20 protein-coding genes are annotated in these 25,430 nt (G+C 51.0%); 13 read left to right on the top strand and 7 right to left on the bottom strand.

All coding sequences use genetic code 11. From position 1 onward, the window contains the following. Nucleotides 1–76: 76 nt before the first annotated feature. Complete coding sequence (locus tag ACQKPA_RS10945; protein WP_427492090.1) at nt 77–4,276, bottom strand: WIAG-tail domain; 4,200 nt, start codon at nt 4,274–4,276, stop codon at nt 77–79. 651 nt (nt 4,277–4,927) lie between these two features. Between ACQKPA_RS10945 and ACQKPA_RS10940 the strand changes: the two genes are divergently transcribed. Next, nucleotides 4,928–6,433 (top strand): HD-GYP domain-containing protein, encoded by a 1,506-nt coding sequence (locus ACQKPA_RS10940; protein ID WP_427492088.1) that lies wholly within the window; start codon nt 4,928–4,930, stop codon nt 6,431–6,433. A gap of 186 nt (nt 6,434–6,619) precedes the next feature. On the opposite strand, the gene tatC is transcribed toward ACQKPA_RS10940, so the two are convergent. After that, nucleotides 6,620–7,390 (bottom strand): twin-arginine translocase subunit TatC, encoded by a 771-nt coding sequence (gene tatC / locus ACQKPA_RS10935; protein ID WP_427492086.1) that lies wholly within the window; start codon nt 7,388–7,390, stop codon nt 6,620–6,622. 23 nt (nt 7,391–7,413) lie between these two features. Continuing rightward, nucleotides 7,414–7,665, bottom strand: a complete 252-nt coding sequence (locus ACQKPA_RS10930) for a MerR family transcriptional regulator (RefSeq protein WP_071222093.1) — start codon at nt 7,663–7,665, stop codon at nt 7,414–7,416. A 277-nt stretch (nt 7,666–7,942) separates the two neighbouring features. Between ACQKPA_RS10930 and ACQKPA_RS10925 the strand changes: the two genes are divergently transcribed. The 8 genes from ACQKPA_RS10925 (at nt 7,943) to ACQKPA_RS10890 (ending at nt 13,826) form a co-directional block, all read left to right on the top strand. Continuing rightward, a complete protein-coding gene (locus ACQKPA_RS10925; RefSeq protein WP_427492084.1) occupies nt 7,943–9,547 on the top strand; it encodes a flavin monoamine oxidase family protein in 1,605 nt (534 codons plus the stop codon). 19 nt (nt 9,548–9,566) lie between these two features. Continuing rightward, nucleotides 9,567–10,121 (top strand): RidA family protein, encoded by a 555-nt coding sequence (locus tag ACQKPA_RS10920; RefSeq protein ID WP_427492082.1) that lies wholly within the window; start codon nt 9,567–9,569, stop codon nt 10,119–10,121. 91 nt (nt 10,122–10,212) lie between these two features. Continuing rightward, on the top strand, nt 10,213–10,428 hold the full coding sequence (locus ACQKPA_RS10915; protein ID WP_071222091.1) for a twin-arginine translocase TatA/TatE family subunit: 216 nt from the start codon (nt 10,213–10,215) through the stop codon (nt 10,426–10,428). 244 nt (nt 10,429–10,672) lie between these two features. Beyond that, the gene (locus ACQKPA_RS10910; protein ID WP_071222090.1) at nt 10,673–10,876 is read left to right on the top strand and encodes a CsbD family protein; all 204 of its coding nucleotides are present in this window, start codon (nt 10,673–10,675) and stop codon (nt 10,874–10,876) included. Between the two features lie 33 nt (nt 10,877–10,909). Beyond that, nucleotides 10,910–11,185, top strand: a complete 276-nt coding sequence (locus ACQKPA_RS10905) for a hypothetical protein (RefSeq protein ID WP_427492080.1) — start codon at nt 10,910–10,912, stop codon at nt 11,183–11,185. 316 nt (nt 11,186–11,501) lie between these two features. Then, entirely contained in the window at nt 11,502–12,176 is a 675-nt protein-coding gene (locus tag ACQKPA_RS10900; RefSeq protein WP_427492078.1) for an NAD(P)H-binding protein, read from the top strand. A 68-nt stretch (nt 12,177–12,244) separates the two neighbouring features. Continuing rightward, nucleotides 12,245–12,625: a RidA family protein gene (locus tag ACQKPA_RS10895; protein ID WP_071222088.1), complete on the top strand. Its 381-nt coding sequence runs from the start codon at nt 12,245–12,247 to the stop codon at nt 12,623–12,625. 157 nt (nt 12,626–12,782) lie between these two features. After that, complete coding sequence (locus ACQKPA_RS10890) at nt 12,783–13,826, top strand: serine hydrolase domain-containing protein (protein ID WP_427492075.1); 1,044 nt, start codon at nt 12,783–12,785, stop codon at nt 13,824–13,826. A 111-nt stretch (nt 13,827–13,937) separates the two neighbouring features. Here the strand turns inward: ACQKPA_RS10890 and ACQKPA_RS10885 are convergent, their stop codons facing one another. From ACQKPA_RS10885 to ACQKPA_RS10875, 3 genes are all read right to left on the bottom strand, one after another. Beyond that, a complete protein-coding gene (locus ACQKPA_RS10885) occupies nt 13,938–14,702 on the bottom strand; it encodes a tryptophan-rich sensory protein (protein ID WP_427492073.1) in 765 nt (254 codons plus the stop codon). 95 nt (nt 14,703–14,797) lie between these two features. After that, a complete protein-coding gene (locus tag ACQKPA_RS10880) occupies nt 14,798–16,414 on the bottom strand; it encodes a response regulator transcription factor (protein WP_427492071.1) in 1,617 nt (538 codons plus the stop codon). 1 nt (nt 16,415) lies between these two features. Continuing rightward, nucleotides 16,416–18,200, bottom strand: coding sequence for a cache domain-containing sensor histidine kinase (locus tag ACQKPA_RS10875; protein WP_427492069.1), 1,785 nt, complete (start codon nt 18,198–18,200; stop codon nt 16,416–16,418). Between the two features lie 154 nt (nt 18,201–18,354). Here ACQKPA_RS10875 and ACQKPA_RS10870 point away from each other — a divergent pair, with 154 nt between their 5' ends. The 3 genes from ACQKPA_RS10870 (at nt 18,355) to ACQKPA_RS10860 (ending at nt 21,505) form a co-directional block, all read left to right on the top strand. Continuing rightward, nucleotides 18,355–19,236, top strand: a complete 882-nt coding sequence (locus tag ACQKPA_RS10870; RefSeq protein WP_071222084.1) for a carbohydrate ABC transporter permease — start codon at nt 18,355–18,357, stop codon at nt 19,234–19,236. Beyond that, a complete protein-coding gene (locus tag ACQKPA_RS10865; protein WP_427492066.1) occupies nt 19,236–20,072 on the top strand; it encodes a carbohydrate ABC transporter permease in 837 nt (278 codons plus the stop codon). Before ACQKPA_RS10870 ends, ACQKPA_RS10865 begins: the two co-directional genes overlap by 1 nt. Before the next feature lie 143 nt (nt 20,073–20,215). Then, a complete protein-coding gene (locus ACQKPA_RS10860) occupies nt 20,216–21,505 on the top strand; it encodes an ABC transporter substrate-binding protein (RefSeq protein WP_427492064.1) in 1,290 nt (429 codons plus the stop codon). A 237-nt stretch (nt 21,506–21,742) separates the two neighbouring features. Here ACQKPA_RS10860 and ACQKPA_RS10855 read toward each other — a convergent pair whose 3' ends face one another. Then, a complete protein-coding gene (locus ACQKPA_RS10855; RefSeq protein ID WP_427492062.1) occupies nt 21,743–21,955 on the bottom strand; it encodes a PLDc N-terminal domain-containing protein in 213 nt (70 codons plus the stop codon). Between the two features lie 313 nt (nt 21,956–22,268). On the opposite strand from ACQKPA_RS10855, the gene ACQKPA_RS10850 reads away from it, so the two are divergent. Beyond that, nucleotides 22,269–25,370, top strand: coding sequence for a DEAD/DEAH box helicase (locus ACQKPA_RS10850; RefSeq protein ID WP_427492060.1), 3,102 nt, complete (start codon nt 22,269–22,271; stop codon nt 25,368–25,370). The last annotated feature ends 60 nt before the right edge of the window (nt 25,371–25,430 follow it).

Genomic DNA, 25,430 nt, shown 5'->3' with positions numbered 1-25,430 from the left:
AATAGTCAGCCGCTAGTGAAAGAGGCCCTCCCGTGTTATGCAGGGGAGAGCCTCTTTTTTGGGGATTGCTATGGTGTTATCGTGAAGGGCCGATTGCAATCCAGGACATGAAGCCGTAGGCGAGATTGCAGTTGGGCTGGCGGCTCACTTCAAGGACGGCGGCATCCTCGCGTTGGGATTTCAAGGAGATCTGGAAGCCTGGATTATTGCTCATTCCCACAATGATGTAGTTGATCCCAGCAAAAGCCTCCTCGAATTGGACGGTCACCTCGGTCAAAGCTTCAGCTCCGAATACAAATGGCGTCATGCCAAATTGCTGCAGCTTCGGCTGGCCGGCTGCGCTGCGTATTGGCGCAAAGCTTAAATGTTCTGCCGTTACTGCACCTTTAGCCAATTGTTGTCCGGTAACGGCTCCGTCGGCCAGATGGGCGGTTGTGACGGCGCCGTTTGCAAGCTTGTCGCTATCAATGGAGCCTTCGGCTAACGAGAAGTTGTTGAAAGCATCCGGTCCGAGATGTTTGCTGCTGATGGCCCCGTCGGCAATCTGGGCGCCAGTCAGAGAACCGTCAGCAATGTGAGCGCCTGTAATGGAAGCCTCAGCAATCTTGCTGCCAGTAACCGATCCTTCGGCTAACGAGAAGTTGTTGAAGGCATCCGGTCCGAGATGCCGGCTGCCGATGGCTCCGTCAGCAATCTGGACGCCCGTCAGCGATCCTTCAGCTACATGCGATCCTGTGATGGATGCCTCAGCAATTTTGCTGCCGGTAACCGATCCTTCGGCTAACGAGAAGTTGTTGAAAGCATCCGGTCCGAGATGTTTGCTGCTGATGGCCCCGTCGGCAATCTGGGCGCCAGTCAGAGAACCGTCAGCAATGTGCGCGCTGGTGATGGAGGCGTCGGCAATTTTGCTGCCGGTAACCGATCCTTCGGCCAGCGAGAAGTTGTTGAAGGCATCCGGTCCGAGATGCTTACTGCCGATGGCCCCGTCGGCAATCTGGGCGCCAGTCAGCGATCCTTCAGCTACATGCGATCCTGTGATGGAAGCCTCAGCAATTTTGCTGCCAGTAACCGATCCTTCGGCTAACGTGAAGTTATTGAAGGCATCCGGTCCGAGATGCTTACTGCCGATGGTTCCGTCGGCAATCTGCGCTCCGGTAAGTGAACCCTCAGCAATATGCTTGCCGGTGATGGAAGCCTCAGCAATTTTGCTGCCATTAACCGATCCTTCGGCTAACGTGAAGTTATTGAAGGCATCCGGCCCGAGGTGCTTGCTGCCGATGGTTCCGTCGGCAATCTGCGCTCCGGTAAGTGAACCCTCAGCAATATGCTTGCCGGTGATGGAGGCGTCAGCAATCTTGCTGCCTGTAATTCCACCGTCCTGCACAAGTTCCGTTGTGATTGCGCCGGCTTCGATATGCTGCGAACCGATGCTGGAAATTTGCAGGTGATGGGGAAGAACGGCACCCTCCGCCAGTTGCCTCGATTTTACGGCCCCCGGCTGCAATTGATCGACGCCAACGCTGTCCGGCTGCAGGTGGACATGACCGACAGACTGATTTCCGAGATGCGCTGCGTTGATCGAGTACGGCGCCAGGTGATGGCTTTGAATCGAGAATAATTCAATATGCTTGGAGCTCACAGCGCCTTCGGCAAGGTGTCCGCCCTGGATCGACTCTCCGGCGATATGCTCAGGAAGGACGGCCTCGTTCGTGATATGTGCGGACTCTATGCTTTCAGCTTGAATGTGCCGGGCATTGACAGAGCCGGAAGCAAGATGGCGGCCAGTCACCGATCCTTCATCCATATGCTGTGACTTCACAATATCCACGCCCAGATGGTCAGACTGGACGCTCGCTTCTTGCAGATGCACTGCTGAAATGGAAAGGGGCTTGATCTTGTCACCACTCACAGCGTTCGCTTGCAGTGCGGCTCCCGAGACCGACGAAGGCGAGAGATGGGCTTCCGTAATCGATTGTGATCCGATTTTTGCGCCCGGGATGCTGCCGTCCGCAAACAACGCTTCCGCTGAGCGGCTTTCATCGGCCAAATGGCTTAACGTGATCGATTTTTTCTTCAAGTGGTAGCCATGAATGGCCTCCTGCACGATATGTTTGCCCAGGATGGATTCCAGTCCCAGATGTGCTCCCTCTACAGCTTGCGGAGCGATTTTCTCTGAAGTAACGGCCTTGTTCTGAAGCGCTTCTGAGGTCACCGCATTCGGCGAGAGATGAGTGGATTGAACAGCCTTTGGAGCTATTTTGCCAGCAGTGACACTGCTCTCAGCCAGTTTATTAGAAGTTACGGCAAGGTCAGTCAATTTATCCGTGGACACGCTTTCCGGGGACAGCTTCGGTGAGGTTACGGCATGGTCCCCCAAATGTCGAGGCGCAATAACCCCATCGCCGATCGAGGACTCTACGATGCTGCCTGCGGCAATTTTATCTGTCGTTACCGCACCCTGTGCGAGCGCTTGTGTCCGTACGCTTCCCTTCTGCAGATGACGGCTGGCAATAGAGCCATCGGCCAGATGCTGCTCGCGAACCGCACCGTTTTGCAGAGCTTCGGCACCTACGCTGCCTCCTGACAGATGCTGCTGCTGAATGGCCTCACTGGCAATATTGCCGGAGGTTACGCCATGCTTAGCAATAATGGCTCCGCCAACCGATCCAAGCGCAAGCTTTTGGCTCGTCACGCTCTCAGGTGCCAGCGTCTCTTCTCCGACGGATGCGGGCTGAAGATGCTGTTTCCCGATCGCTCCGTCAGCCAGATGCTGCTCCGCTATCGTTTTGGGATGAATGGCGCGCCCTATGACGCTCTGAGGCGCGAAATGCTTAGGTAAGATGCTGCCCTCGGCAATGTGCTCGGCGTTTACTGCATCCGCAGCGAGATGCCGGGTTTGAATGGCATCCGATGCAATTTGATCCGATTCCACCGTGCCCTTAGCCAGATGGCGCGTTTGGACGGCTTCATTGGCAATTTTGTTAGGGAGTATGCTCTGATCTGCGATTTTCGAAGCCGTCACCGCCTGTTCCACCAGCTTCACCGTATGGACGGATTGATCGGCAAGCTTGGAGCTTGTGACGCTGGAATCGGCCAGATGGCGGGCCGATACGGCGTTGATGCTGATCTGGTCGGAACCGATAGAGCCAGGCCGGATTTGCTCTGATCCTATGGCTCCGTCCGCTAAATGGCGGGCGCTGAGCGAGCCTTCCTCAATATGTCCGGCATTAATGGCACCATCTGCAATTAGGCCTGACCCGATGCTGCCGGCAGCAATATGCTCCGTAGTTACGGCTTCGCTGGCCAAATGCTTACTTTCGATGCTTAGCGGTTTTATGTGGGACCCTGAGATGGCATCATCGGCAATTTTTTTCCCTGTTACGGCACCTTCACGGATTTTGGTCGAAGTGACTGCATCCTCTGCAAGCTTGGAGCTATGAACGCTCCCATTAGCGAGATGTCGGGTTTCTACGGCGCTGGATGCGATTTTGTCTCCTTGAACCGCTTGGTCTTCGAGCAGGTCGGTCGTCACGAGAAGCTGTTGAAGATGACGTGCAGTAATAGCCCCATCCGCGATTTTGTCGCTAACTACGGCGTGGTCTGCCAGCTTCTGCGAGGTTACACTGCCATCCTTGATCTTGCTGGCATTCACGGAACCGTCTCGAAACTTGCGCGTAGATAAGATGCCATCCATTAGATGTTCACCCGTGACCGATAATGGCGCGATTTTTCCTGAGGTCACGGCTTCGTCGGCAAGGTGCAGACTGGTGATGCTGTAATCTTGTATGGCATCAGGTCCGACGGCACCACGTGACAGCTTGGATGCTGTGACCGCTCTCGAAGCGATCCGGCTTTCGGTTACCGCATATTCCCCTATATCCTCTGTATATATGAATGCGCCCTTAATTTCAGGCATTTCCTTCTCCATAATCAGCTGCACATGCTCGATCTCCATCTCGGGAAGGGAGGGGGGATCGGTAGGCACGGTCAGGGTGTCAGCGGCTACAGCATCTTCTGTAGGTAAGCTGGAATCTTCGTCAGATATCGATAATGGGGTGTTTTCTTTGTTTTCTTTTTCTTCTTGTCTTAATTCCATGATACCGATAAGATCCTCATCCAGATCCATAATGGTTGCTGCTGAAAGAATGTGGGCATCTTTATCTTTTTTGAGGCTGCGTCCTTTATTTCGCTCGAGCAGATCGAGTTCCCTCGTAGTGGGATCTACCCTGTAGGGCTGGGAAGAGGAAGATGATGGGCTTTTCTTCTTTTTCTTCAAAACAACACGCTCCTTCCGAATACTCATCGTCTCCGGTATCATATGCAGCCGTTTAGGCGGCTGTCACTGGTCTTTTGGGATTCGACAAACGAAAGGGCAGCGTAACATGGAAAAGGACCCGGCCAAAGGCCGAGTCCTAGGTTGAGCGCTAAAAAGCACATATAAAATTTAACCCCTGACGGCCGTTAACGGCTGTACAGTCGGTTCCGTATTTGAAGTATTCTCAAGAATCTTTGCTTCTAAAACGACAAAAGCCCTGCCTCTCTTTCGTCCTTGCGGCTCCGATGACCGCGCCAGTGTGAATCAGAAATCCGTTCCATAAAACTCTTACTCTTAGGGTCATAAAATAGGAATTTGCACTTCAACAGAGATGTAAATAACCATGTTTCGAGGAACTAACGGGGTTAAACTTCATGTAACAATTACTTATTATAGCACAGGTACTCGTAATAAGCAAAGATATTCAAATGTATATTAGAATGTTATGCAAAAACGCTTGATTTTTTCTGGAAATCCAACGATATTCATATTAACAGTTTTTTCTTGCAAATTCTGCTGTTGGGATCTTAAGTTGTAGCATCATGTCGAATACGTTCGGATTCACACCTGCCTTGCCGATGTTTATTATCTGTTAATGAAAGTAGGCGTTCCATGCAACTGTATAAGTCTTTTCTTAAACAGCTAATCCGGAACTATATGATCGGGTCCATTGCAGCTGTGCTTGTTGTGGGTGGCGTATTAATGGTAACGACTCTGGAAATTCCTATTGAGGAAGGCGCGCGCCTTGTGGTCATACTGACCATTTCATTCATGGTGATGATTGCATCCGAGCTGACCGTCTTTCTTCGGCATTTACGACCGATTCACGCGGGGTTTAATGAAGGCCATACGGATTTGGAAACGTTGGAAAAAGCATATTTGAGCATACACCGTATGCCGCGTTTGGCGGTATACCGTATATTCGGACCTCATCTGCTCGGCTTGTCGCTTCCGGCCATTCTGCTGACGGTTTGGATGATGGAGCAGGGCAAACTGAATTTTCCCCCGTTCTATATATGGCTGGCTTGCCTGGGGGCGGTCCTGCTAGCCAGCTGTCATGCCATGATCGAATTTTTCCTGACGATAGCCGCCATTCGCCCTTTGATCAAGGAGATTCGGCGGCAGGCGTTATCTCGGTATGGCGTGGATTTCTCCCTTGAGGGTCATGTATTCATGGCGATTCGCACAAAATTTTTGCTCAGCACGATGCTAATCGGCACTTTTCCGCTGTTTCTGTTTAGTCTGGCGGTCCAGATTCGTCTGGAGGGGCTCAGTCAGATCGTAGCTCAGCAGTACTGGGGTTGGGCGGGATTTATACTGCTCCTTGGCGTCGGTTTTGCTTATATCGGCGCCTGGCTCTTGACCCAGGATTTACAGCGGCCGATCCGGCAGCTGTACCGGGCGATGAATGAGATTAAGGAGGGCCGTCTGATTCAGACCTCCAATCTCTATTCTGATGAATTTTCTAATCTGATCGCGGGTTTCAATATGATGGTTCGCGGGCTGCAGGTGCGTGAGGAGCGGAATCGCAAGCTGCTGGACAGTTATTTTGCCGCCCTGGCAGCGGCATTGGATGCCAGAGATCCATACACGGCCGGACATTCGCTTCGGGTAGCGGAGTATTCGGTGTTAATCGGCCGTCTGGCAGGACTCAGCGAAGAGCAGGTTGATCTGTTGCACAAGACGGCATTGCTGCATGATATCGGCAAGATCGGAGTTCGGGACAATATTTTGCTGAAGGAAGGGAAACTGACGGCAGAGGAGTTCGATCAGGTAAAGGCCCACCCGGCTCAAGGAGAGAACATTCTGCTGCAGATCGAGCCTGCCGATGCCATGGCTCCTTATCTGGAAGGGGTGCGGTCCCATCATGAGCGCTATGATGGAGGCGGGTACCCTGACGGGTTGAAGGGGAAGGAGATTCCGTTGTTTGGACGAATTATTGCCGTGGCCGATGCCTATGATGCCATGACGTCGGACAGGCCGTACCGCAGCGGCATGAAATCGGTGGATGCCTTGAACATACTGGAAGCCGGCAGGGGAACCCAGTGGGACCCCGATTATGCGGGCGTATTCGTTAAATATATGAAAGCGGAGAAGAAGGTCATTACGATCCGCTAGTGGTAATAAGCAGGGAATCGCAGCTGATTCTAATGGATACGAATGAGAAGGAGACCGTACCTGTGCAGGTAAACGGCCTCTTTTTTGTACGCCTGTCGTTAAAATATCACTGCCCCTAGGGCAGCCAATAAATTGGTCTTCGATTCTCGTGCTGCTCCGTGAGTCGGCTAGGAATGAATACGGAAATTAGATCATCTGGTGAGCCGTATCGATTTCCGTGCTTTCTTCATGCTTCACATGCTTCTGTTTGCGATGCATCCAGCTTGCCAGCCATGTGCTGATCTCATACAGACCGATGAGCGGGATGGCAACCATCAAGTGAGATACGAGATCAGGCGGCGAGATCAGCGCTGCAATGATCACCAGAACGACGTAGGCATAGCGCCTCATCGTATGCAGGATAGCCGGGCTTAATATTCCTATTCGCGTCAGAAACAGGACGACAACGGGCAGCTCGAAGGCAAGGGAGAGCGGGATGATGATATTAAACATGAATCCGAAGTACTGGGCGACGCCGTACGTTTCGACAAGGTCCATCTGACTGTTGATTCCTGTCGTAAAAGCAAGACTCATCGGAAAAACGACAAAGTACGCAAATGCGACCCCTATAAGAAAACATAAGGCGGAGAAAGGGATAAACCGAAGGGCTGCTCTCTGCTCGCGGTTGTTCAGTCCCTGATTGACGAACAGCCATATTTGATAAAGGGTAAACGGCAGGGTAGGAAGCAGCGATAATACGATACTTATGCTCATATAGATGCGCAGTCCGTCCCAAGGCGAGAACACGTTCCAGGTTACCTGAAAGGCCGGTGAGTGATGCTTTAACATGGATAACACATGGGGGGCGGCAATCAGGCCTACCGCCATACTCAGGATGAAGACGGCAGCTACCAGTAGGATCCGTTTTCTAAGTTCGGCGATGTGCTCGAGCAGCGTCATGGTATTCTTGAACTCCATAGGCTTCGTCACTCCTTTGGTCATCATCGGAAGATGGGCGTGCAGCGCTGTTTTTTCGTTTTGTTCAATTCCTTCAGTTCAAATGTATTAAATCCCTCCTGCATTTTTTGATGGATTTCCTGGATGCTTTTCACATCCTCAAAAGAATATCGACGATTTCCTCCCTTCGTACGCTCCGGAAATATAAGCTTTCGTTCCTCGTAGTACCGAATTTGCCGTTCCGTCAAGCCGGTCAGTTCGCAAACAACCCCAATACTCATCACCTTACTCTCCATAATCTTTACCTCCTATGTAAGTATTGTTAACCCTTAGCTATTGTTCCTGGCTTGGGATTAAAACCGAAGAAGATAAAACGGCAATAATTTTGGCGATTTCATTTTGTTTGGAAGGATTTATGACATGATTTTATGAAAAAGAAGGTGAAAAAGCAATCATTTTTCAAAAATAAAAAAACTATGTAAGAAAACCTAACAAAATTTAAGCCAAACCTTGTATTCTCTGCTAAGATCGGCTCATGAATCCAATCACAAACTAGCGAAGGAGTGAACGAGGGTGGCTACAAAAGAACAACCAAAAGAGATGACCCGGAGGCAATTTCTGACGACTGTTGGCAAGGTGGGGGGATCTGTCGCCGTCTTCAGCTTGATGGGTACGATGGGGCTCCTTACGCCAGAAACGTTGAAAGCAGCGGAATATACGCCTCCCGGAAAAAATGACCTGAATCTAAGCGGCCGCGGTGGCAAGAAGATTATTATTCTCGGCGCAGGAATCGCGGGTTTGACGGCAGCGTATGAGCTCGGTCTGGCAGGTTACGACTGCACGATATTGGAAGCAAAAAGCTTTGCCGGCGGGCGCAACTGGACGATTCGCAAAGGAACCTCCATTGCGGAGATCGGATTCGGCCGTCAGACTTCCCGCTTTGATAACGGGCTGTACTTCAATGCAGGCCCGATGCGGATTCCCCAGTTTCACGTCACGCTGGATTATTGCAAGAAGTTTGGCGTAGCCATCGAGCCATTCAACAATGTGAATGAGAGCGGCTACTACTATAACGAGAACGTGGGGGCTTTATCCGGGCAGCGAGTCCCCAAGCGTGCAGCCAAAGCCGACGTGCGCGGTTACGTGGCCGAGATGTTGGCCAAAGCCGTGAATCAAAATGCGCTGGATCTGCCGCTGACAGCGGAAGAGAAGCTGAAGCTGGTGGATTATCTGAAGGCCGAAGGAGATCTGAATCCGGATCTGTTCTACAAGGGATCCGAGCGCGGCGGGTATAAGGATGAGCCGGGAAGCCGCCTGGATGCCGGTGTGCTCCGGGATCCATTCGATTTGAAGGCGATCATCAATTCCGGCTTCGGCAAATATTTCAGCAACGAGTACGGTTATGACCAGCAGATGATGATGTTTCATCCCGTAGGCGGCATGGACGCCATCGTCAAGGCATTTGAGAAAAGAATCGGCAACCGGATCAAGTACCGGGCAGAGGTGAAGGAGATTCGCCAGTCCTCTTCCGGTGTGCGGATCGTGTACACGGACGGCCATTCCGCCAGAGAGCAAGAAATTCGCGGCGATTATTGCATCTGCACCATACCGTTGACGGTATTGAAGAAAATCCCGGCCGATTTCTCGCCGGAGATGTCCAAGGCGATCAGCAGCGTCGGCTACGCCTCCGCAGGTAAAATCGGCCTGCAGTTCAAACGGCGTTTCTGGGAAGAAGACGAATATTTATATGGCGGCAGCAGCTTGACGAATATGGACATTACGCAAATCTACTATCCGCCGACGGACTATTTTGGAAAGAAGGGGATTCTGCTCGGCTATTACGCATACGGGGGCACTGCGGATAAACTCGGCGCCATGTCGTATGCCGAGCGCGAGCGACTTGCGCTGACGCAGGGCGCCAAGATCCATCCACAGTATCCGAAGGAGTTCGAAGCATCCTTCTCCATCGACTGGAAAAAGACCAAATACCAGGAAGGTGGCTGGGTATCCTATTCCGCCAACGACAGGAAAACCTATTACCCTACCCTTTGCAAGCCGGATAACCGTATTTACCTGGCAGGAGAGCACATCAGCTACATCACGGCTTGGCAAGCAGGGGCCATTGAGTCCGCCCGCGAGGTCGTAACCGACATCCATCAACGCGTAATGAAAGCGTAAATCGAAGGGAGACGATTCCATGAAAAATCAACTGAAGACAATCCTGGCACTGGCCATGCTGATCAGTGCGGTGAGTGTTCCCGCCGCGTATGCCGACAGCTCTTCCGCCTATAAGAAGCCGTCCAAAGCTTTACCCGCCCCGAAATTTTACGGCAGTCCTACCTCCTCTATTTCCAGCGGGGTTATCGTACCCGAAGGGGCCTCCTATCTTTATACAAGCGGGACGGTTCCGCCCTTGCTGAACAAGGATGGCAAGACGGTTTATGAGCGCTATGGCGATACCAAAACCCAAGGGATCGGCATCCTGAAGGAGATCGAGAAACAGCTGAAGGAGCAGGGGCTGACGATGAAGGATGTCGTCTATTTGAGAGTGTACTTGACCCCGGATGCAGCCAAGAACGGAGCTTTTGATTATACCGGCTGGTTTGACGCATACGCCCAGTTTTTCAATACGAAGGAGAATCCCGTGAAGCCTGCTCGTTCTACCGTAGGAGTGGCGAGCCTCGTGAATGCCGATTGGTTAATCGAGATTGAAGCCGTAGCCGTATACCCTGGCAAGGATAAGAAAAAGTAAGTTGTTCTCGTTTCACGAAGTCTGCTGATCGAATAGCCGCTGGCTTTTACAAATGAACGGTCACCATCACATATTAAAGGAGTTGGGTTCTATGTTTCAAAATGTCGGCTTTGTTGGATTGATGATGATCCTGATTGTTGTGCTCATTTTGTTCGGTCCTTCCAAGCTGCCGGAGCTTGGCCGGGCGGTGGGCCGCACGTTGTCTGAATTCAAAGCTTCCGCCAGAGACTTGGTTGGGGAAGATAAAGAAGAGGAAAAAGGCAAGGAGAGGGAAAGGGAGGGGGCGGTCATCAAACTGAAAGGGTGATCAGGCCGTTTCATCCACCCCTCAGCACTATGAGATTGGATATGTATGTACAAATAAAGCTGTCCCGTGGAGCTGTTGATGCCCATGGAGACAGCTTTTTTGATGTGCCTTTGAGGGTCAATGCGAGGACTGAAACTTCGCGATGACATCCTTTGCCAGGATTCAGAGAAACTCCTGAGGGGTATACACAAGTACAGGCAATTCTACATTTCATCATTCATTACTCTAAGAGGAGCTGATATTTATGGATAGCAACGTATTTAAAGGGAAATGGAAACAGATGAAGGGTGAAGCGAAGAAGCAATGGGGCAAATTGACGGATGACGATCTTGATGTGATCGACGGCCAGAAGGATAAATTGGTTGGCAAGCTGCAGGAACGATACGGACATACGAAGGATGCGGCGGAGCGTGAATATACCGATTGGAGTGCAAGATACCGCGACTAGTCTAAAAGGACGATAAGGGAGGCAGAACGAATCATGTTGGAATCCCGGGTTGTGACCGGCAAGGTGATCGATATTCGTGACGGCAAGGTGTTTACCTTACACGGAGACATGGTCAGCACCTATCATTTGGGATACTATGAGATGATGAATGAGGAAGTTCTCCCTGTCACAGACAGTCAGCAGGCGGCATTGTCCACCGCGGGGCTTATGGCGGAGGAAACTGCCGAATCCTCCGGCTGGCTCCGCAGGGAGTGGAAACCGCTGACCAGCTTCATAACCGCTTGGAGAAAGAGTGCAAATCGAGCCTGATTTGCGCTCTTTTTTTGCCTTTTTAAGCTTGGATGTCCAGGCTCTGAGCCATGAGAATTTCATGTGAGTTTTATATTTAAAAAGTCATATTGACTTGGGTCCGATGCGGTGTAGAATGAGGTCAAAAGGAAGTTTGATCAGCCCATTTCCGGATTGGGTAGCCCAATATGGTTTTCAAACCGCAGTGGGCATGCTGATGATACTCATCGCTTGGACGGTAGGGCGGAGAGTGCTTCGTGCTGCATAGAAGAACGGGGGCTGCAGAAGCCTTTCATGTCATTCATATTTTATATCATGAACTGAGGGAGGGGGAGAGGTGGGAATGGTTGCACTCGTAGTCGGGGCTACAGGGCTTGTGGGGCGTATGGTAACCGAAGAACTGCTGGGGCGCGAGGAGCTTGAAGAGGTTCGCGTGCTGGTACGAAGTCTTCCTGATATTGCGCATCCCCAGCTGAAGCCCATCTTGGTAGAATGGGATCAACTGGATCGATACAGCGCAGCATTTTCTGGCGTCCATAGCGTGTATTGCTGCCTGGGAACCACGATCAGGAAAGCAGGGTCCCAGCAGCAGTTCCGTAAAGTGGATGTGGATTATGTCATCAAGACAGCGGAGTTGGCTAAGCGGCACGGGGTGAGACAATTTATGGCGGTCAGCTCCGCAGGCGCGAATCCGAAGGTGCGTAACTTCTATCTTCGTACCAAGGGTGAGGTTGAAGAAAAGCTGGCCGGGATTGGCTTTCGGGGGCTGCATCTGTTCAGACCGTCATTATTGCTGGGCGAGCGGCCCGAGCGGCGGTTTGGAGAGCGGGTGGCATCGGTTCTCATGACTTCCCTCGACTTTGCATTCAAAGGTCCGAAGCTGGCTCCATACCGGGCCATACCTGCGCGGAAAGTAGCCAAGTCGATGGTGAATATCGGCTTAACGGATATGAAAGGCCACCATGTATACACCAATGAAGTCATTCATGTTCTCGGAGAGGCCGCTGAATAAATTTGCCAGAGCACCCGTGGCAGATTACAATGTACACAGATAGGAATACATAGAAAGGGTGACAGACCATGAGTAAACATATCATATCGACCAACAAAGCACCGGGGGCTATCGGACCTTACAGCCAAGCTGTAGAAATCAACGGATTCGTTTATACCTCAGGCCAGCTCGGCCTGAATCCGGAAACGGGTGAATTCGGCGAGGGAGTTCAGGAACAGGCGAAGCTGTCTCTTAGCAACGTGAAGGCGATCCTTGAAGCAGCCGGGACAAGCCTCGACCACGTCGTGAAAACCACCGTATTTTTGAAGGATATGAATGATTTTGCAGCGGTTAACGAAGTGTACGGCAGCTTCTTCTCCGAGCCTTACCCTGCTCGCAGCGCCGTTGAGGTTGCTCGTTTACCGAAGGACGGACTGGTTGAGATTGAAGTCATTGCCGTTAAACCATAAGCGAAATTATCACATGTAAAAGGTAGCTTTGCCTGCATTGGTAAAGCTCCCTTTTTTATGTTTAATGGAAATCGTGCGGCATTGAATAATACGAACTTACGTTCTATAATACACATAGAAGCTAGTATGTAGGTCAAACTAATATGGAGGGTATCTCTTGGGGATCGAGCCTAATATTAACAAGGAAATTCGAGGATGGATGAAGCAATATCAGGTACCCGGTTTAAGCATGGTACGGATTGTTGAAGGTCATATTCAGGTGGCAGAAGGCTACGGTACTTTGGAAGCTGGAACCGGCAACAAGGTAACCGGACATTCAATATTTAACGCTTGTTCTATCAGTAAATTCGTTACCTCAATGCTCGTTATGAAGCTGGTTGGTCAAGGGCTGCTGAATTTGGATGAAGATGTTAATGTTAAACTCTCTACCTGGAAAGTTCCGGAGAACGAATTCACCCGGCATAGCAAAGTGACCCTTCGAACATTATTGTGCCATCAGTCTGGAATCATGGACCCTGAAGGCAGCTTTAGCGAATGGGACTCCGCGCATGGTTTCCCCTCTATGGTAGAGCTGTTGGAGGGACGGACGCCATATTGTAATGAAGCGATTCGTGTCACGTATGAGCCCGGGAGTGAATTTGCATACTCGGACGCCGGTTTTTGCATCATTCAATTGTTGATTGAAGACGTGTTCGGTAAGCCATTTCAGATACTGATGAAGGAGCAGGTATTTGAACCGTTAAATATGAGAGGCAGTATAATAAATCCGACCATTTCACAACCCATGAGCGGACAGTTATCATGCGGCCATCACAAGAACGGGGAGTTGGTTGACGGCAAATATCCGATGTACCCCTACGCGGCTGCATCGGGTCTATGGACCACACCATCCGATCTAGCCCTCTTGGCTATCGAATTCATTGATTCTTTAAATGGCAGAAGTAGAATAGGGTTATCCGATGACAGGGCGAAGGAATGGATCACTCCTCAAGGGAGCAAGGAATGGACTGGGCTTGGTGTTTTTTTGGGCGGGTCTGATCAAGAGGTTGAGGTTTCATCACTCGGATGGGGCGTAGGATTTCAATGCATGATGACCATTCGGCCGTATTCAGGGAAGGGCACAATAATTATGACAAATACAGATCAGGGCGTTCATCAATCCAAGGGGATTATAGGAGATATTCTGAGAACTATGGAATAGAACCCTTTACAACCCCCTGGATTAGATCAACAACAGCCTTTATCGTTTAGATCGAGTAGGAAACGAATCGAAAGCAAGAAACTTCTCTTTTGCGTAAGAGCCGGACATGGTTTAATATCGAGATCTTCTCCGATTGCGCGTAAAGAAGAGCCATATGGCATATACAAACAGGACGATAGAGAGTACAAAGGCGGTCATTAAGATGCTGTCGGTCTCCCGATGCTCGGCCGCGATGGCGATGTAAGCCCAGGTGAAGACCAGCGGCACGATGCTGTCCCGGTAGCGCTGGCCGATCCATATGGCGAGTACTGCACCGATGCAGAGCAGCACAATCCCTAAAGTGGTTTCGCGCAGGCCAAAGAGGCTCCAGTCATTCTTCTGAAACACGATCCCGACGTTGACGATAAAGGCGGGGCACACCCAGCCGATATAGAGGCTGAACGGCAATTTCAGACAGAACTTCTCGCCTGACGTCGGATAGTCGATCGTATGCGTGCGGACATATAGAACCCATAGGGTTAACAGCAGCAGGAACATCACCACGACAGACCATTCAATATACAAATAGTGCCACAATATAAGCCATGCCATATTGAATACGCAGCTGAGGATAAACCATGGTCCGATGGATTTTACCGAATCGCGGCTTCCGGTATTACGACGCAGCTGATAGATGACAAAAAAGAACAGCAGCACATAGATGACGGACCATATGGAAAAGGCATATCCTGCGGGAGTGATCGCTGTATAATACATATCCGATATCTCCCCGGTTGTTCTGCCGCCAAGCGGCAGCATGCCTGATAACACATTCACGGCAATTACACCGGCGAAAAACAGCAGATTCCACCAGCGGTACGGGTTGTTGCGGTACATATAATCTCCTCCTGATATCAGTCTGGAATATATAGAATATACCCAAAAGAATGAATATCGAGCCAGCAGCCAAGAAAGGGGCACGGCCCCTTCACTTAACTCATAGGTTTCTTGCGGTATTCGTTCGGCGTGAAACCCTCCATCTTTTTGAATACTTTGCTGAAATATTTCTCATCCTGGTAACCGACCATCTCCGCGATTTGGGCGATCCGGATCTGGGGATTGAGCAGCAGCGTTTTGGCTTTATCGATACGAATCCGCCCGAGAAAATCCGATAGCGTTACGCCGAATTCCTGCTTGAATTTTCGCGAAATGTACTCCCTGCTAAGAAAGAACTTCCCCGCAATTTGCTGAAGGGATATCTCTTCATGATAGTGCTGCTCCAAATAGTGGGCAATATCATGAATGATGTGATTGTCCTTGGAATGAATCTGGGTAAGAACCCGGGATGCTGCATACAGTCTTCCGCTGATCTGTTCGCGCCAGCGATCCCAGCAGATCATTCCCTCCTCGCTGTAAGGAAGCGGGGAGGGAAGGTCCTGCGAGATTTCAGCGTCTTCGACGGGCTCCTGCGTGCTTTTCACTTCATTTTCCGTCCAATGATACTGGATCCAGTCCCACTCCGAATTCCATCTCGCCAGATGCTCCGGCGATACGAGATCTCTCTCTCTCACATCGTGCAGCCATTCTTCCGTGGCTGCCTCAATGCGCTCCTTGCTCCCGCTAAGTGCAGCCAGCTTGAATTTCTCCTCGTAGGAGGAGAGCCGCAGGGTCCGAGAGCCTTCGCTTTCAACGGCACGTTCGCGATGGATACGGGATTTGCCGGTTAATAGATTGCGGCCGCACAAGGCTTGGACGGCATTTAGATAAGCCTTCGGCAGATCATCGGGAAAGGCGCCTGCTCTGGCGGCACCGAAATGGCTACGCCTGCGAAGGGTGGAGAAGAACCCGTCATTGATTCGATCCAGTACGTCGTTAAAGGGAAGCCGCGGATTCCAACAGAGGATCATGATTTCCCCGGGCTTGTCGATATGTCGAAAGGCCACCCCCTGATCCATCAACAGCTCATTGCAAATATTGATGAGCGTGAAGGATAGCAGATGGCGCCTGTTGCGGAATTTGGACAGCAAAGCTTCGTCAAATTGATCATCACGTAGGACGGCAACGTTATAGATCATGCCGGTTACCGGCAGCATCATTCTGTTCCGCAATTGGGAAACCACGCTGTCCCTGTTCCCGTAGCCGTTAACCAGATCCGATAGCAGGCGGTCCATATAGAAAGGGGTCATCTGATTCATTTCGATATTCTGGTTAGTAATCTGCTGCCGCTTCTCTTCCTCGAGCTGCCAGGTTTGAACGGCTTTGGCCAGCGCTTCGTTTAAGCTGTCCGGTTCAACGGGCTTGAGGATATAGTCAATGCCTCCCGAACGGATCGTATGACGCACATATTCAAAATCATCATATCCGCTAATGACGAGCACTTTAATATCGGGTTTCGTCGTATGGAGCCAGGTAAGCAGCTCCAGTCCGTTTTTACGGGGCATTCGCATGTCGGTCATGACGATTTGCGGTTTGTTCTCCTCGATTAAGCGGACCGCTTCCTCCCCGTCAGCGGCCTGATCGATTTCCGTGATGCCATGCCGCTCCCAGTCTGCCAGAAGCCCTATAGCCTCCCGCACATGCTGTTCGTCATCTACGATCAATACTCTCATTCTACTGTTCACTCTCCCATGCGTTGATATCGAGCGTGACCTTGACGCCGTGTGGTACTACATTCTCTATCGTTAATCCGGCCTTGTTGTCGGAGTATAAGTTCAATCGCATCAATACATTTAAGAGCCCAATCGATTCATTGCCGGCATCGTTCAGGTCAGGGTGGCCGTATGCGGTCGCAAGTTTGCTGCGAATCAAAGCGAGCTCGGCCTCTTCGATGGATGACCCGTTATTTTCAACGACGACGATCAAGCGGCGTTCATCCGAGATGCGGGAAGATATGGATATATGGCCGACGCCGGCGTGCGTATTCATGCCATGCTTAAAATAATTCTCAACAATCGGCTGCAGGATCATCTTTGGAACCGGAGTCGTAAGGCTCTCCGGATCCAAATCCCATGTGATGTCCAGTTGGTCACGGAACCGCTGCTTCTGCAGCTCAAGGTACAGCCGCACATGATTGATCTCATCCTGCAGGCTCACTTTGCCCTCGCTGTTGCGCATATTGTAGCGCATCATATTCGCCAGCGATGAGAGCAGGGAATAGATGCGCGGCACATTATGCTGCAGGGCCAAGGTACCGATCGACTGGAGCGAATTGTACAGGAAATGCGGATCAATCTGCGCCTGGAGTGCCTTCAGCTGATTGGTCTTATTGGCGATTTCCAGCCGATACTCACGCAGGATCAGGTTGTTGATGGTGTCCATCATCGTTCGGAAGCGGCGGGAGAGAATCCCGATCTCGTCCGGGCTTGTAACGTCAATGTCCACGTCAAGCCGCCCGGTTTTCACCTGATTCATGTAGCTTGTGAGTTGTTTAATGGGTCTTGTAATCCGAATGGATATCCATAGGGTGCCAAATATGACAACGAACAGTGCTAATATCGCAATAATCGCGTTAATACTCGTGAGTTCTGTCGACTGTTTGTACAACGTTTGATGTGGGATTTGTTTGACAAGCGTCCAAGGAGCGTAAGGCAAGTCGAGCTTCTCGTAGACGATCATCGCGTCTTCGCCGTCATAATATCCATTATCCGCTTGAGCGATTTCGCCCATGAGCACAGGGTCGTCCAAACTTTGCCCTCTCTGCTGCGGATCCGGACCGTAGATGATGCTTCCCTCGTCATCAATCAAGTATAGCTGTTCTTCCCCTTTGGCATACAGCTGATCGCAAATGGCCAAAATACTGTCAAGTTTCACATCGATCGCTATTAGGGCATATTGGTCGGGTGACGGCACGTTGGTGATGGATCGATAGAAGGTGAAAACTTCAAAATTCAGAATGTCCGCAGGCCGCGGAGGGAACCCGTAACTGTGCACCTGATGGACGGGCTCGATGGCCGTATTGCCCGGGCCGAATTCTTCTATTTTACGGTAGGGTGCCTGACGGAATTCCCTTCGAGGGAGATTACTAGATATTTGGGTGGACTGTCCCGTTAAATTATTATGCAGATAAATTTGATGCACGTCCTGCGTGCCCGTTTGAATGGCCTGCAAGGTCGTATACAGCTCGGCTACAACCCGGTGATTATCGGGATCTAAGGCAAGATTGCGCAGAAAATGGGGATCGGAATATACGGACAGGGAGGCGCGGTCGATGCCGCGCAAATAGTTCATCAGATTGGTGGCTCCTTGATAAATCAACCGTATATTTTCATCCACCGTCTGCTCCTTCACGGACTCGCGGGTATGCGTAAACGTAATGAACAGCGAGAGCAGGAGCGGAATGGTTGTGACAGCGAGCATGAACGTGATCAGCCGGGTCTGGATGCTGCGGTACTTCATGTAGGATCACCCCCTGGATTATCGAATGTGCAGAAGCGCGTATGGTCAATATTTTACACCTAACGGTTCATGATTCTCCGTGTTTATTGTTTACAGGTTACCGCATAATGGCTGTACATCATACAACAACTTAACGAAAAGGGGAGATCAAGGGATGAATCGAAAAAAATCTTCGGCGCTGCTGCAGCAGTTTCTTTTCGTGGGACCCTCCACTATTTTTTTCATCCTGATCATGATCATTCCGTTCCTTCTGGGTCTTTATTATTCCTTCACGAACTGGAATGGCGTGTCAAGCAAAATCGACTTTGTCGGCTTTGATAATTTTGTTACCATCTTTACCAATGATGATAAATTCCGTGATGCCTTCTGGTTCACAACCCGGTTTACGGTGCTTGGCGTCATCCTTACGAATCTGCTCGGATTTTTACTGGCGTACTTTCTGACCAAGCCGCTTAAAACACGGAACGTGCTCCGGACGATTTTCTTCATGCCTAACGTGATCGGCGGTCTGCTGCTCGGTTTTATCTGGCAGTTTATTTTTGTCAAAGGGTTTGCAGCGATCGGTAATGCGACCAACCTGGGATTCTTCAATCTGCCGTGGCTCGGCACGAAGGGAACTGCCTTTTGGGCAATTGTAATCGTTTTCGTATGGCAGACGGCCGGTTACCTGATGGTCATCTACATCTCCTCGCTCAACAACGTGCCGAAGGATATTCTGGAGGCAGCCGAAATCGACGGCGCGAGCAGAGGGCAGGTACTGCGGTCTATCATTATACCGCTCGTTATGCCAGCGGTTACGGTATGTTTGTTCCTGGCGATTTCCTGGTCCTTCAAAATGTTCGACTTGAACCTATCCTTAACTAAAGGCGGACCGTTCGGCTCCACGGAGTCGGTGGCCATGAATATTTACAACGAGGCTTATACGAATAACCGTCTCGGGCTCGGAACGGCGAAGGCGGTCATCTTCTTCATCGTGGTTGCCATCATAACAAGTCTGCAGGTTCGATTCACGAAGAGCAAGGAGGTTGAAGCGTAATGGAGACCACGAGAAAATACCGGCTGAACACCATGGCCACCGAGATCATCATGATTATCGTAGCCTTGCTCTTCCTGGTCCCGTTCTACTTCCTGTTCGTGAACTCTGTCAAAACCTTCGGCGATCTGTTGACGGACTCGGCAGGACTTCCGACCACCCTTGAATGGAGGAACTATTCACGGGCGTGGGATATCACCAACTTCCCGCAGGCGTTCTGGAACTCGCTGGCCGTTACGGTAGCCAGCAATCTGCTGCTGGCGATGTTAAGTGCGATGACCGCTTATCAGATGGTTCGCCGGAACACGCGCTTTAACCAGATCATGTTTGCACTGTTTGTGGCGGCAATGGTCATTCCGTTTCAATCGATCATGATTCCGCTCGTGAAAGTGACGGCAACGCTGGGCATTAACAACAGCTTGTACGGGCTCATTATCTGTTACCTGGGCTTCGGAGTTCCGCTAAGCGTATTTCTGTTCCATGGCTTCGTGAAATCGATCCCGATGGAGATCGAAGAAGCCGCAACCGTGGATGGATCCAGCGGATACGGCGTATTCTTCCGGGTGGTATTCCCGCTGATGAAGCCGATGTTCGTTACGGTCATCATCCTGAACACCCTATGGATATGGAATGACTATCTGCTGCCATCCTTGATCCTGCAGTCCGCAGAGCTTCGGACCATTCCGATTGCTACCTTCGCCTTTTTTGGGCAATATACCAAGCAGTGGGATTTGGCTCTGCCGGCGCTGGTGCTGGGGATCATGCCGGTCATTATTTTCTTCCTGGCCATGCAGAAATACATCATTGAGGGCATTACGCAAGGAGCGGTGAAGGGATAGCCGCCAATCGGTCAATTCCTTCCCCCTCACAGATCAATATAATCCCTGATTTAACGAAAAAAGGTTGATTATACTGGAAAAGTAAACGCTATCAACAAATGCAGTACACGATCCTTATAGAAGAAAAAAAGGGAGGATTCACAATGAAGAAATACGGTAAGCTGCTCCTGGTCATGGTTCTGGCTTTCTCTACGCTGCTTGCAGCCTGCGGCGGCAAGAATGAGGACAATCAAGGCGCTGATGGTGGTGCCGAAGGCGGAACGAAAACGATTAAGATTTTTCAATTTAAAGTCGAAATCGCCGAGGCTCTGAATAAACTGAAAGCCGAATACGAAAAAGAGCATCCCGGCATTAAGCTGGACATACAAACGGTTGGCGGCGGCTCGGATTATGGCGCGGCGCTGAAAGCGAAGTTCGCTTCCGGCGACGAGCCGGACATTTTCAACGTTGGCGGATACCGCGATCTTGAAACGTGGTTCGAGAATGTCGAGGATCTCTCGGACCAGCCATGGGTGAAGGATGTTGTTGACGTTGCCAAAGAGCCTATGACCAAAGACGGTAAACTGTACGGACAACCGATGACGATCGAGGGTTATGGATTTATTTATAATAAAGATTTGTTTGAAAAGGCGGGAATCACCGAGCTTCCTAAGACGCTCACAGAGCTTGAGGAAGCAGCCAAAAAACTGCAAGCAGCCGGTATTACACCATTCGTGAACGGATACCAAGAGACCTGGATTTTGGCTAACCACTTGCTGAACATTCCGTTCGCCCATCAGGAAGATCCGAATGCATTCGTCAAAGGAATGAATGAAGGCACGGAGAAGCTGGTAGGCAACGCGAAATTCGACGAATGGATGAGACTGTTCGACCTCACCGTCCAATACGGCCAGAAGAACCCGCTGACGACGGATTACAACACGGAAATCACGACCTTTGCCAGCGGCGAAGCGGCCATGACCCAGAACGGGAACTGGACGCAAGTGCAAATCGACGGCATCAATCCGGATCTGAACATCGGCCTTCTGCCGATGCCGATCAATGAGAATGCCGAAGAGAATGACAAGCTTCCGATCGGCGTGCCAAACAACTGGGTCGTGAACAATAAATCGCAGGTGAAGGATGAAGCGAAGGAATTCCTGAACTGGCTCGTCACTTCGGAGACCGGTAAACGTTACATTACGGAAGAGTTCAAGTTCATCCCAGCACTGACCAGTATCGAAGCAAACAGCGAGACGCTTGGTGATCTGGGGAACGATGTCATGAAATACAGCAAAGAGAACAAAGCGCTCAGCTGGGAGTTCAACAAATTCCCTGACGGCGGCATGAATGAATTCGGCAGTCAGATGCAAGGTTATGTGGCTGGCAATGTGGACAAGAACCAATTGTTCGAAGGCATTCAGAAATCATGGGAAAGCTTGAAGGCGAAGTAAGCACGAGGGTGGCGTTTATAGCAGCGCTATGCCATCGAAATGATCCATTGGCGTAAATAGGCTGTCCCCAAGGAACAGCTTATGCATTATAAAAGGTCGAAGACAGACTCGTTTAGAGCGCTGTTCTTCGACCTTTTTATTTCTTGGTAATCACTACTTTAGCTTTGTGGCACCGTCTCTATCGTTGATAAGCATGCCCTGTGGTCAAGGGGAAGAAGCAGCGGAGCATGCTTATGACTAATAATTATTTCGGATCAGCAAATAAATAATGAGACCAACAACAGGGAAGAACAACAAGCCCAGCACAACCAGAATCGCAAATTCGGGGCTGCGGCCTTTTCGCCGGGCGTCATTATAACCCCATACGCAGACGGCAATGTGAAGAAGGAAGAAGAATAATCCCAGTAATAATGTCAAAATCCCGATAATACCAACGCCAATAAAACTCATAATGAAATACCCTCCCGAACTCTAATCGTATGATCTACATACGGTCGATCGGCATTAGGGTCGCATAAAAACGAAAAAATTTGGAATTTTCCTACTGGTGGTAACCGGAGATTGCATAAGATTAGAGATATTTTATTAACCTATATAGGAGAATTCTGCAATACATAGATCACTACGAAATAGTAAATACATGGTATGATAAAGGTTGACGTTATTTTGGCGTGAGAACGATTTCGCATTCGTTTTGAAATGTTGAAGCTATCGTATAAGATAGTAATAATATCTATAAAGCAGGAAAAGACGGGAGACAACGATGAATCAACCGCTCTATGGCGTATGGTTAGGTGACGTATTCTTTTGTTTTTCCGGTGAGGTTTCGGAACCGAGAGTGGATGCTTGGAGCCGCGTGGTCCGTACCTTTCGCAGACCGGATGGAATCCGTCCCTTCGCTAACGCTTCCCTCCGGCTTGCCGAGCTCCGATATCCGGCCAAAGTTCTCGGATCGAAAAGCGCACGGCGTCCGGAACGGAAGACACTTGGCGGACGGACGATGGAAGGGCTTGCTCTGACACCGGGAGACGCATTTCAATTGCTGATCTCGCTGGATCCTGAGTATTACCAGACTCAGGGCCTAAGCGTTGGCGAAGAAATGGAATATTGGGTACAAGCAAGCAGATTCGCATTGGAGCTGCTCCTGCAAGGGAAGATTGCACCAGGGACGGCCGAGGTGCCTTCCGTAGGCAGGCGCCGGACAACGATGCAAAACATAAAGGCGGTATGGAAGCCGCAGCTGTCTGCCGAGGATGGAGCGCGCTTTCTGCAGCTGGCAGCGAATATCCCGCCCATTGCGATCGGGACGCCGGCAGCTCTTGCCGGATTCGATCCTTCTACCCGTGAGGAAGCAGGGGCTATTGTGCTGTATTCTTTTCTGTGCGGCGTGATCGACAGCCAAGTCCGGGCGGCTGTCCGCGAATCGGAGGATAAGCTGCGGACCTATCTGGCGAACTACCGGCGGGGACAATCTCCGCTGGCCGAGCTGTGGTGGAACAGCCTGTTGACCGTCAGTCGGGACATTCCCATTCAAGGGACGGCTGAGGAAGTGAGCGAGCTGGAGGAAGCCGTTGAACGTGTTGGAGGGACGGCGTTTCCATATGACAGTGGGGAGGATCAGCCTCCCGAGAACGGGACCATTGGACTTGGGCTGCGGCTTGAGCCACCCCTGGATGAGAGCCGGAAGGACTGGAAGGTGTCCTTCTGGGCACGCAGTCAGGAGGATGAAGGCTTATTGATGCCCGTCCGCAGCATTTGGGGAAATCCGGAATCCGATCAGCTGATCCGTGGACGGATGTATTCTAGGGTTCAACTGCAGCTGTTAATGAAGCTGGGAGAAGCGGCAGAGTTGGCACCGGAGCTGGCCGCTGGCTTGTACGGGCGTGCTCCCGAGAGCGTATCGCTGTCGCTTGACCGCTTATCCACATTTATGAAGGAATCGGTTCCGAAATTAACGGCAAGCGGAGTCACGATTCAAATGCCTTCACGGTGGAGCAGGGAAGGGCGCCGCCGCGTCGGCTTATCTCTCAAAATGATGCCGGATGCAAGACCATCCGGTGAAGCGCATCCTCTGCCGGTGCTCGGCATGGAGCATCTGGTCAGCTTTCAAATCTCCGCAGCGATGGGAGGCCAATCTCTGACGCGCGAAGAATTGAAGTTTCTGGCCGAACAGAATCTGCCCTATGTCCAGTTCCGCGGAGAATGGGTTGAGGTGGATCTGAAGGAGATCAACCAAGTGCTCCGGTTCATGAAGCGCCATGAAAAGGGCGAGATGGAGCTTGCGGAATGGATGCATCTTAGCGCTGATATGGATGGAGAACGCATGTGGAAAGGTCTCTTTATCGAAGAAGTGGAGACAACCGGTCTGCTATCCTCCTTACTGGATGGCGAAACGGCCCGCAAGCTGCCGTCTCGCCCGATTCCTTCCTCGCTTCACGGCGAACTGAGACCGTATCAGGAACGGGGGTACCAGTGGCTTAGCGTGATGCGCGATTTAGGATTTGGTGTTTGCCTTGCCGACGATATGGGACTTGGAAAAACGGTACAGGTTATTACCTGTCTGCTGGAGCGTCTCAATACGGAATCGGCTGGCGGTCCGGTGCTGATTATTTGTCCGACTTCGCTTCTGGGTAACTGGCAGCGGGAAATTCAGCGATTTGCACCGGATCTGACCTTGCATGTGCACCATGGCGTTCGACGTCTACGTGGAGAAGACTTCCTGCAGGAAGCAGCCAATCATGATATCGTGCTGACCACCTATCATTTGGCGGGAAGAGACGGCGGTGATTTATCCGCAATCCAGTGGTCGAGTGTGGTGCTTGACGAAGCGCAATATATTAAGAATTACCGTACGAAGCAGGCGCAGAGCGTCATGAAATTATCCGCGCCTCACCGTATTGCCATGACCGGAACACCGGTGGAGAACCGTTTGGCGGAGCTGTGGTCGATCTTTCATTTTCTTAATCCGGGATATCTCGGCTCCTTTAACACCTTCCGTCAGCGATATGCGCCGGGAGAGGGGCAGCAGGAGAGATTCCGCGAGCTTCATAAGCTCGTATCTCCGTTCATGCTGCGCAGACTCAAGAGCGATCCGGATATCCGCAAGGATCTGCCGGAGAAACTGGAATTGAAATCGTATTGCCCGCTTACCGAGGTTCAAGGTGCGATGTACCAAGCGGTTGTCGATGAGATGATGGGACAGATCGAAAGCCGGACGGGCATGGCGCGCAAGGGACTTGTGCTCTCATCCCTCACCAAGCTGAAGCAGATATGCGATCATCCGCAGCTGCTTCGACGCGACGAAGGACGCGCGGTGCGTGCGGAGTCCTCGGGCAAAATGGAGCGCATGCTTGAAATTCTCGACAGCATTGCGGATGTTGGAGAATCCGCACTGATTTTTACCCAGTATGTGGGCATGGGTGAATTGCTGGTAAGCATGCTTGGGCGTAAATATGGGAAGGAGCCGTATTTCCTTCATGGCGGGGTGCCCAAACGGGAGCGGGATGAGATGGTGCGGGCGTTCCAGGCAGGCGAGGGGACCGAGTTTTTTGTTCTGTCGTTAAAAGCCGGGGGCGTAGGTCTGAATTTGACCCGTGCAAACCATGTGCTCCACTATGACCGTTGGTGGAACCCCGCAGTTGAGAACCAGGCGACGGATCGTGTATTCCGGATCGGCCAGCATCGCAACGTTCAGGTGCACAAGCTGATTTCTCAGGGAACGCTGGAGGAACGGATTGACGAGCTGATTGATCAGAAGAAGGCGTTGTCCGAGCAGGTGGTCGGGTCGGGCGAAACATGGCTGACGGAAATGTCGGACGGTGAGCTTCGCCAGTTGATCGAGCTGCAAGAGCAGGATTGGATGTAAACGGATTGCATACGGCGCGTGAAGCAGCGTAAAAAGGCATACAAAAATGGACGCCAGGAG

The organism is Paenibacillus sp. NPDC093718, from assembly GCF_050279985.1.
Classification (GTDB): Bacteria; Bacillota; Bacilli; order Paenibacillales; family Paenibacillaceae; genus Paenibacillus_AQ.
The sequence above is the reverse complement of the archived record's forward strand: the minus strand, read 5'-3'. Positions and strand labels throughout refer to the sequence as shown.

Coding starts and splice junctions, on each gene's coding strand:
- ACQKPA_RS10940 (WP_427492088.1), top strand. CDS start 4,928: ATGCAACTGTATAAGTCTTTTCTTAAACAGCTAATCCGGAACTATATG.
- tatC (WP_427492086.1), bottom strand. CDS start 7,390: ATGGAGTTCAAGAATACCATGACGCTGCTCGAGCACATCGCCGAACTT.
- ACQKPA_RS10930 (WP_071222093.1), bottom strand. CDS start 7,665: ATGGAGAGTAAGGTGATGAGTATTGGGGTTGTTTGCGAACTGACCGGC.
- ACQKPA_RS10920 (WP_427492082.1), top strand. CDS start 9,567: ATGAAAAATCAACTGAAGACAATCCTGGCACTGGCCATGCTGATCAGT.
- ACQKPA_RS10915 (WP_071222091.1), top strand. CDS start 10,213: ATGTTTCAAAATGTCGGCTTTGTTGGATTGATGATGATCCTGATTGTT.
- ACQKPA_RS10910 (WP_071222090.1), top strand. CDS start 10,673: ATGGATAGCAACGTATTTAAAGGGAAATGGAAACAGATGAAGGGTGAA.
- ACQKPA_RS10905 (WP_427492080.1), top strand. CDS start 10,910: ATGTTGGAATCCCGGGTTGTGACCGGCAAGGTGATCGATATTCGTGAC.
- ACQKPA_RS10895 (WP_071222088.1), top strand. CDS start 12,245: ATGAGTAAACATATCATATCGACCAACAAAGCACCGGGGGCTATCGGA.
- ACQKPA_RS10885 (WP_427492073.1), bottom strand. CDS start 14,702: ATGTACCGCAACAACCCGTACCGCTGGTGGAATCTGCTGTTTTTCGCC.
- ACQKPA_RS10880 (WP_427492071.1), bottom strand. CDS start 16,414: ATGAGAGTATTGATCGTAGATGACGAACAGCATGTGCGGGAGGCTATA.
- ACQKPA_RS10875 (WP_427492069.1), bottom strand. CDS start 18,200: ATGAAGTACCGCAGCATCCAGACCCGGCTGATCACGTTCATGCTCGCT.
- ACQKPA_RS10870 (WP_071222084.1), top strand. CDS start 18,355: ATGAATCGAAAAAAATCTTCGGCGCTGCTGCAGCAGTTTCTTTTCGTG.
- ACQKPA_RS10865 (WP_427492066.1), top strand. CDS start 19,236: ATGGAGACCACGAGAAAATACCGGCTGAACACCATGGCCACCGAGATC.
- ACQKPA_RS10860 (WP_427492064.1), top strand. CDS start 20,216: ATGAAGAAATACGGTAAGCTGCTCCTGGTCATGGTTCTGGCTTTCTCT.
- ACQKPA_RS10855 (WP_427492062.1), bottom strand. CDS start 21,955: ATGAGTTTTATTGGCGTTGGTATTATCGGGATTTTGACATTATTACTG.
- ACQKPA_RS10850 (WP_427492060.1), top strand. CDS start 22,269: ATGAATCAACCGCTCTATGGCGTATGGTTAGGTGACGTATTCTTTTGT.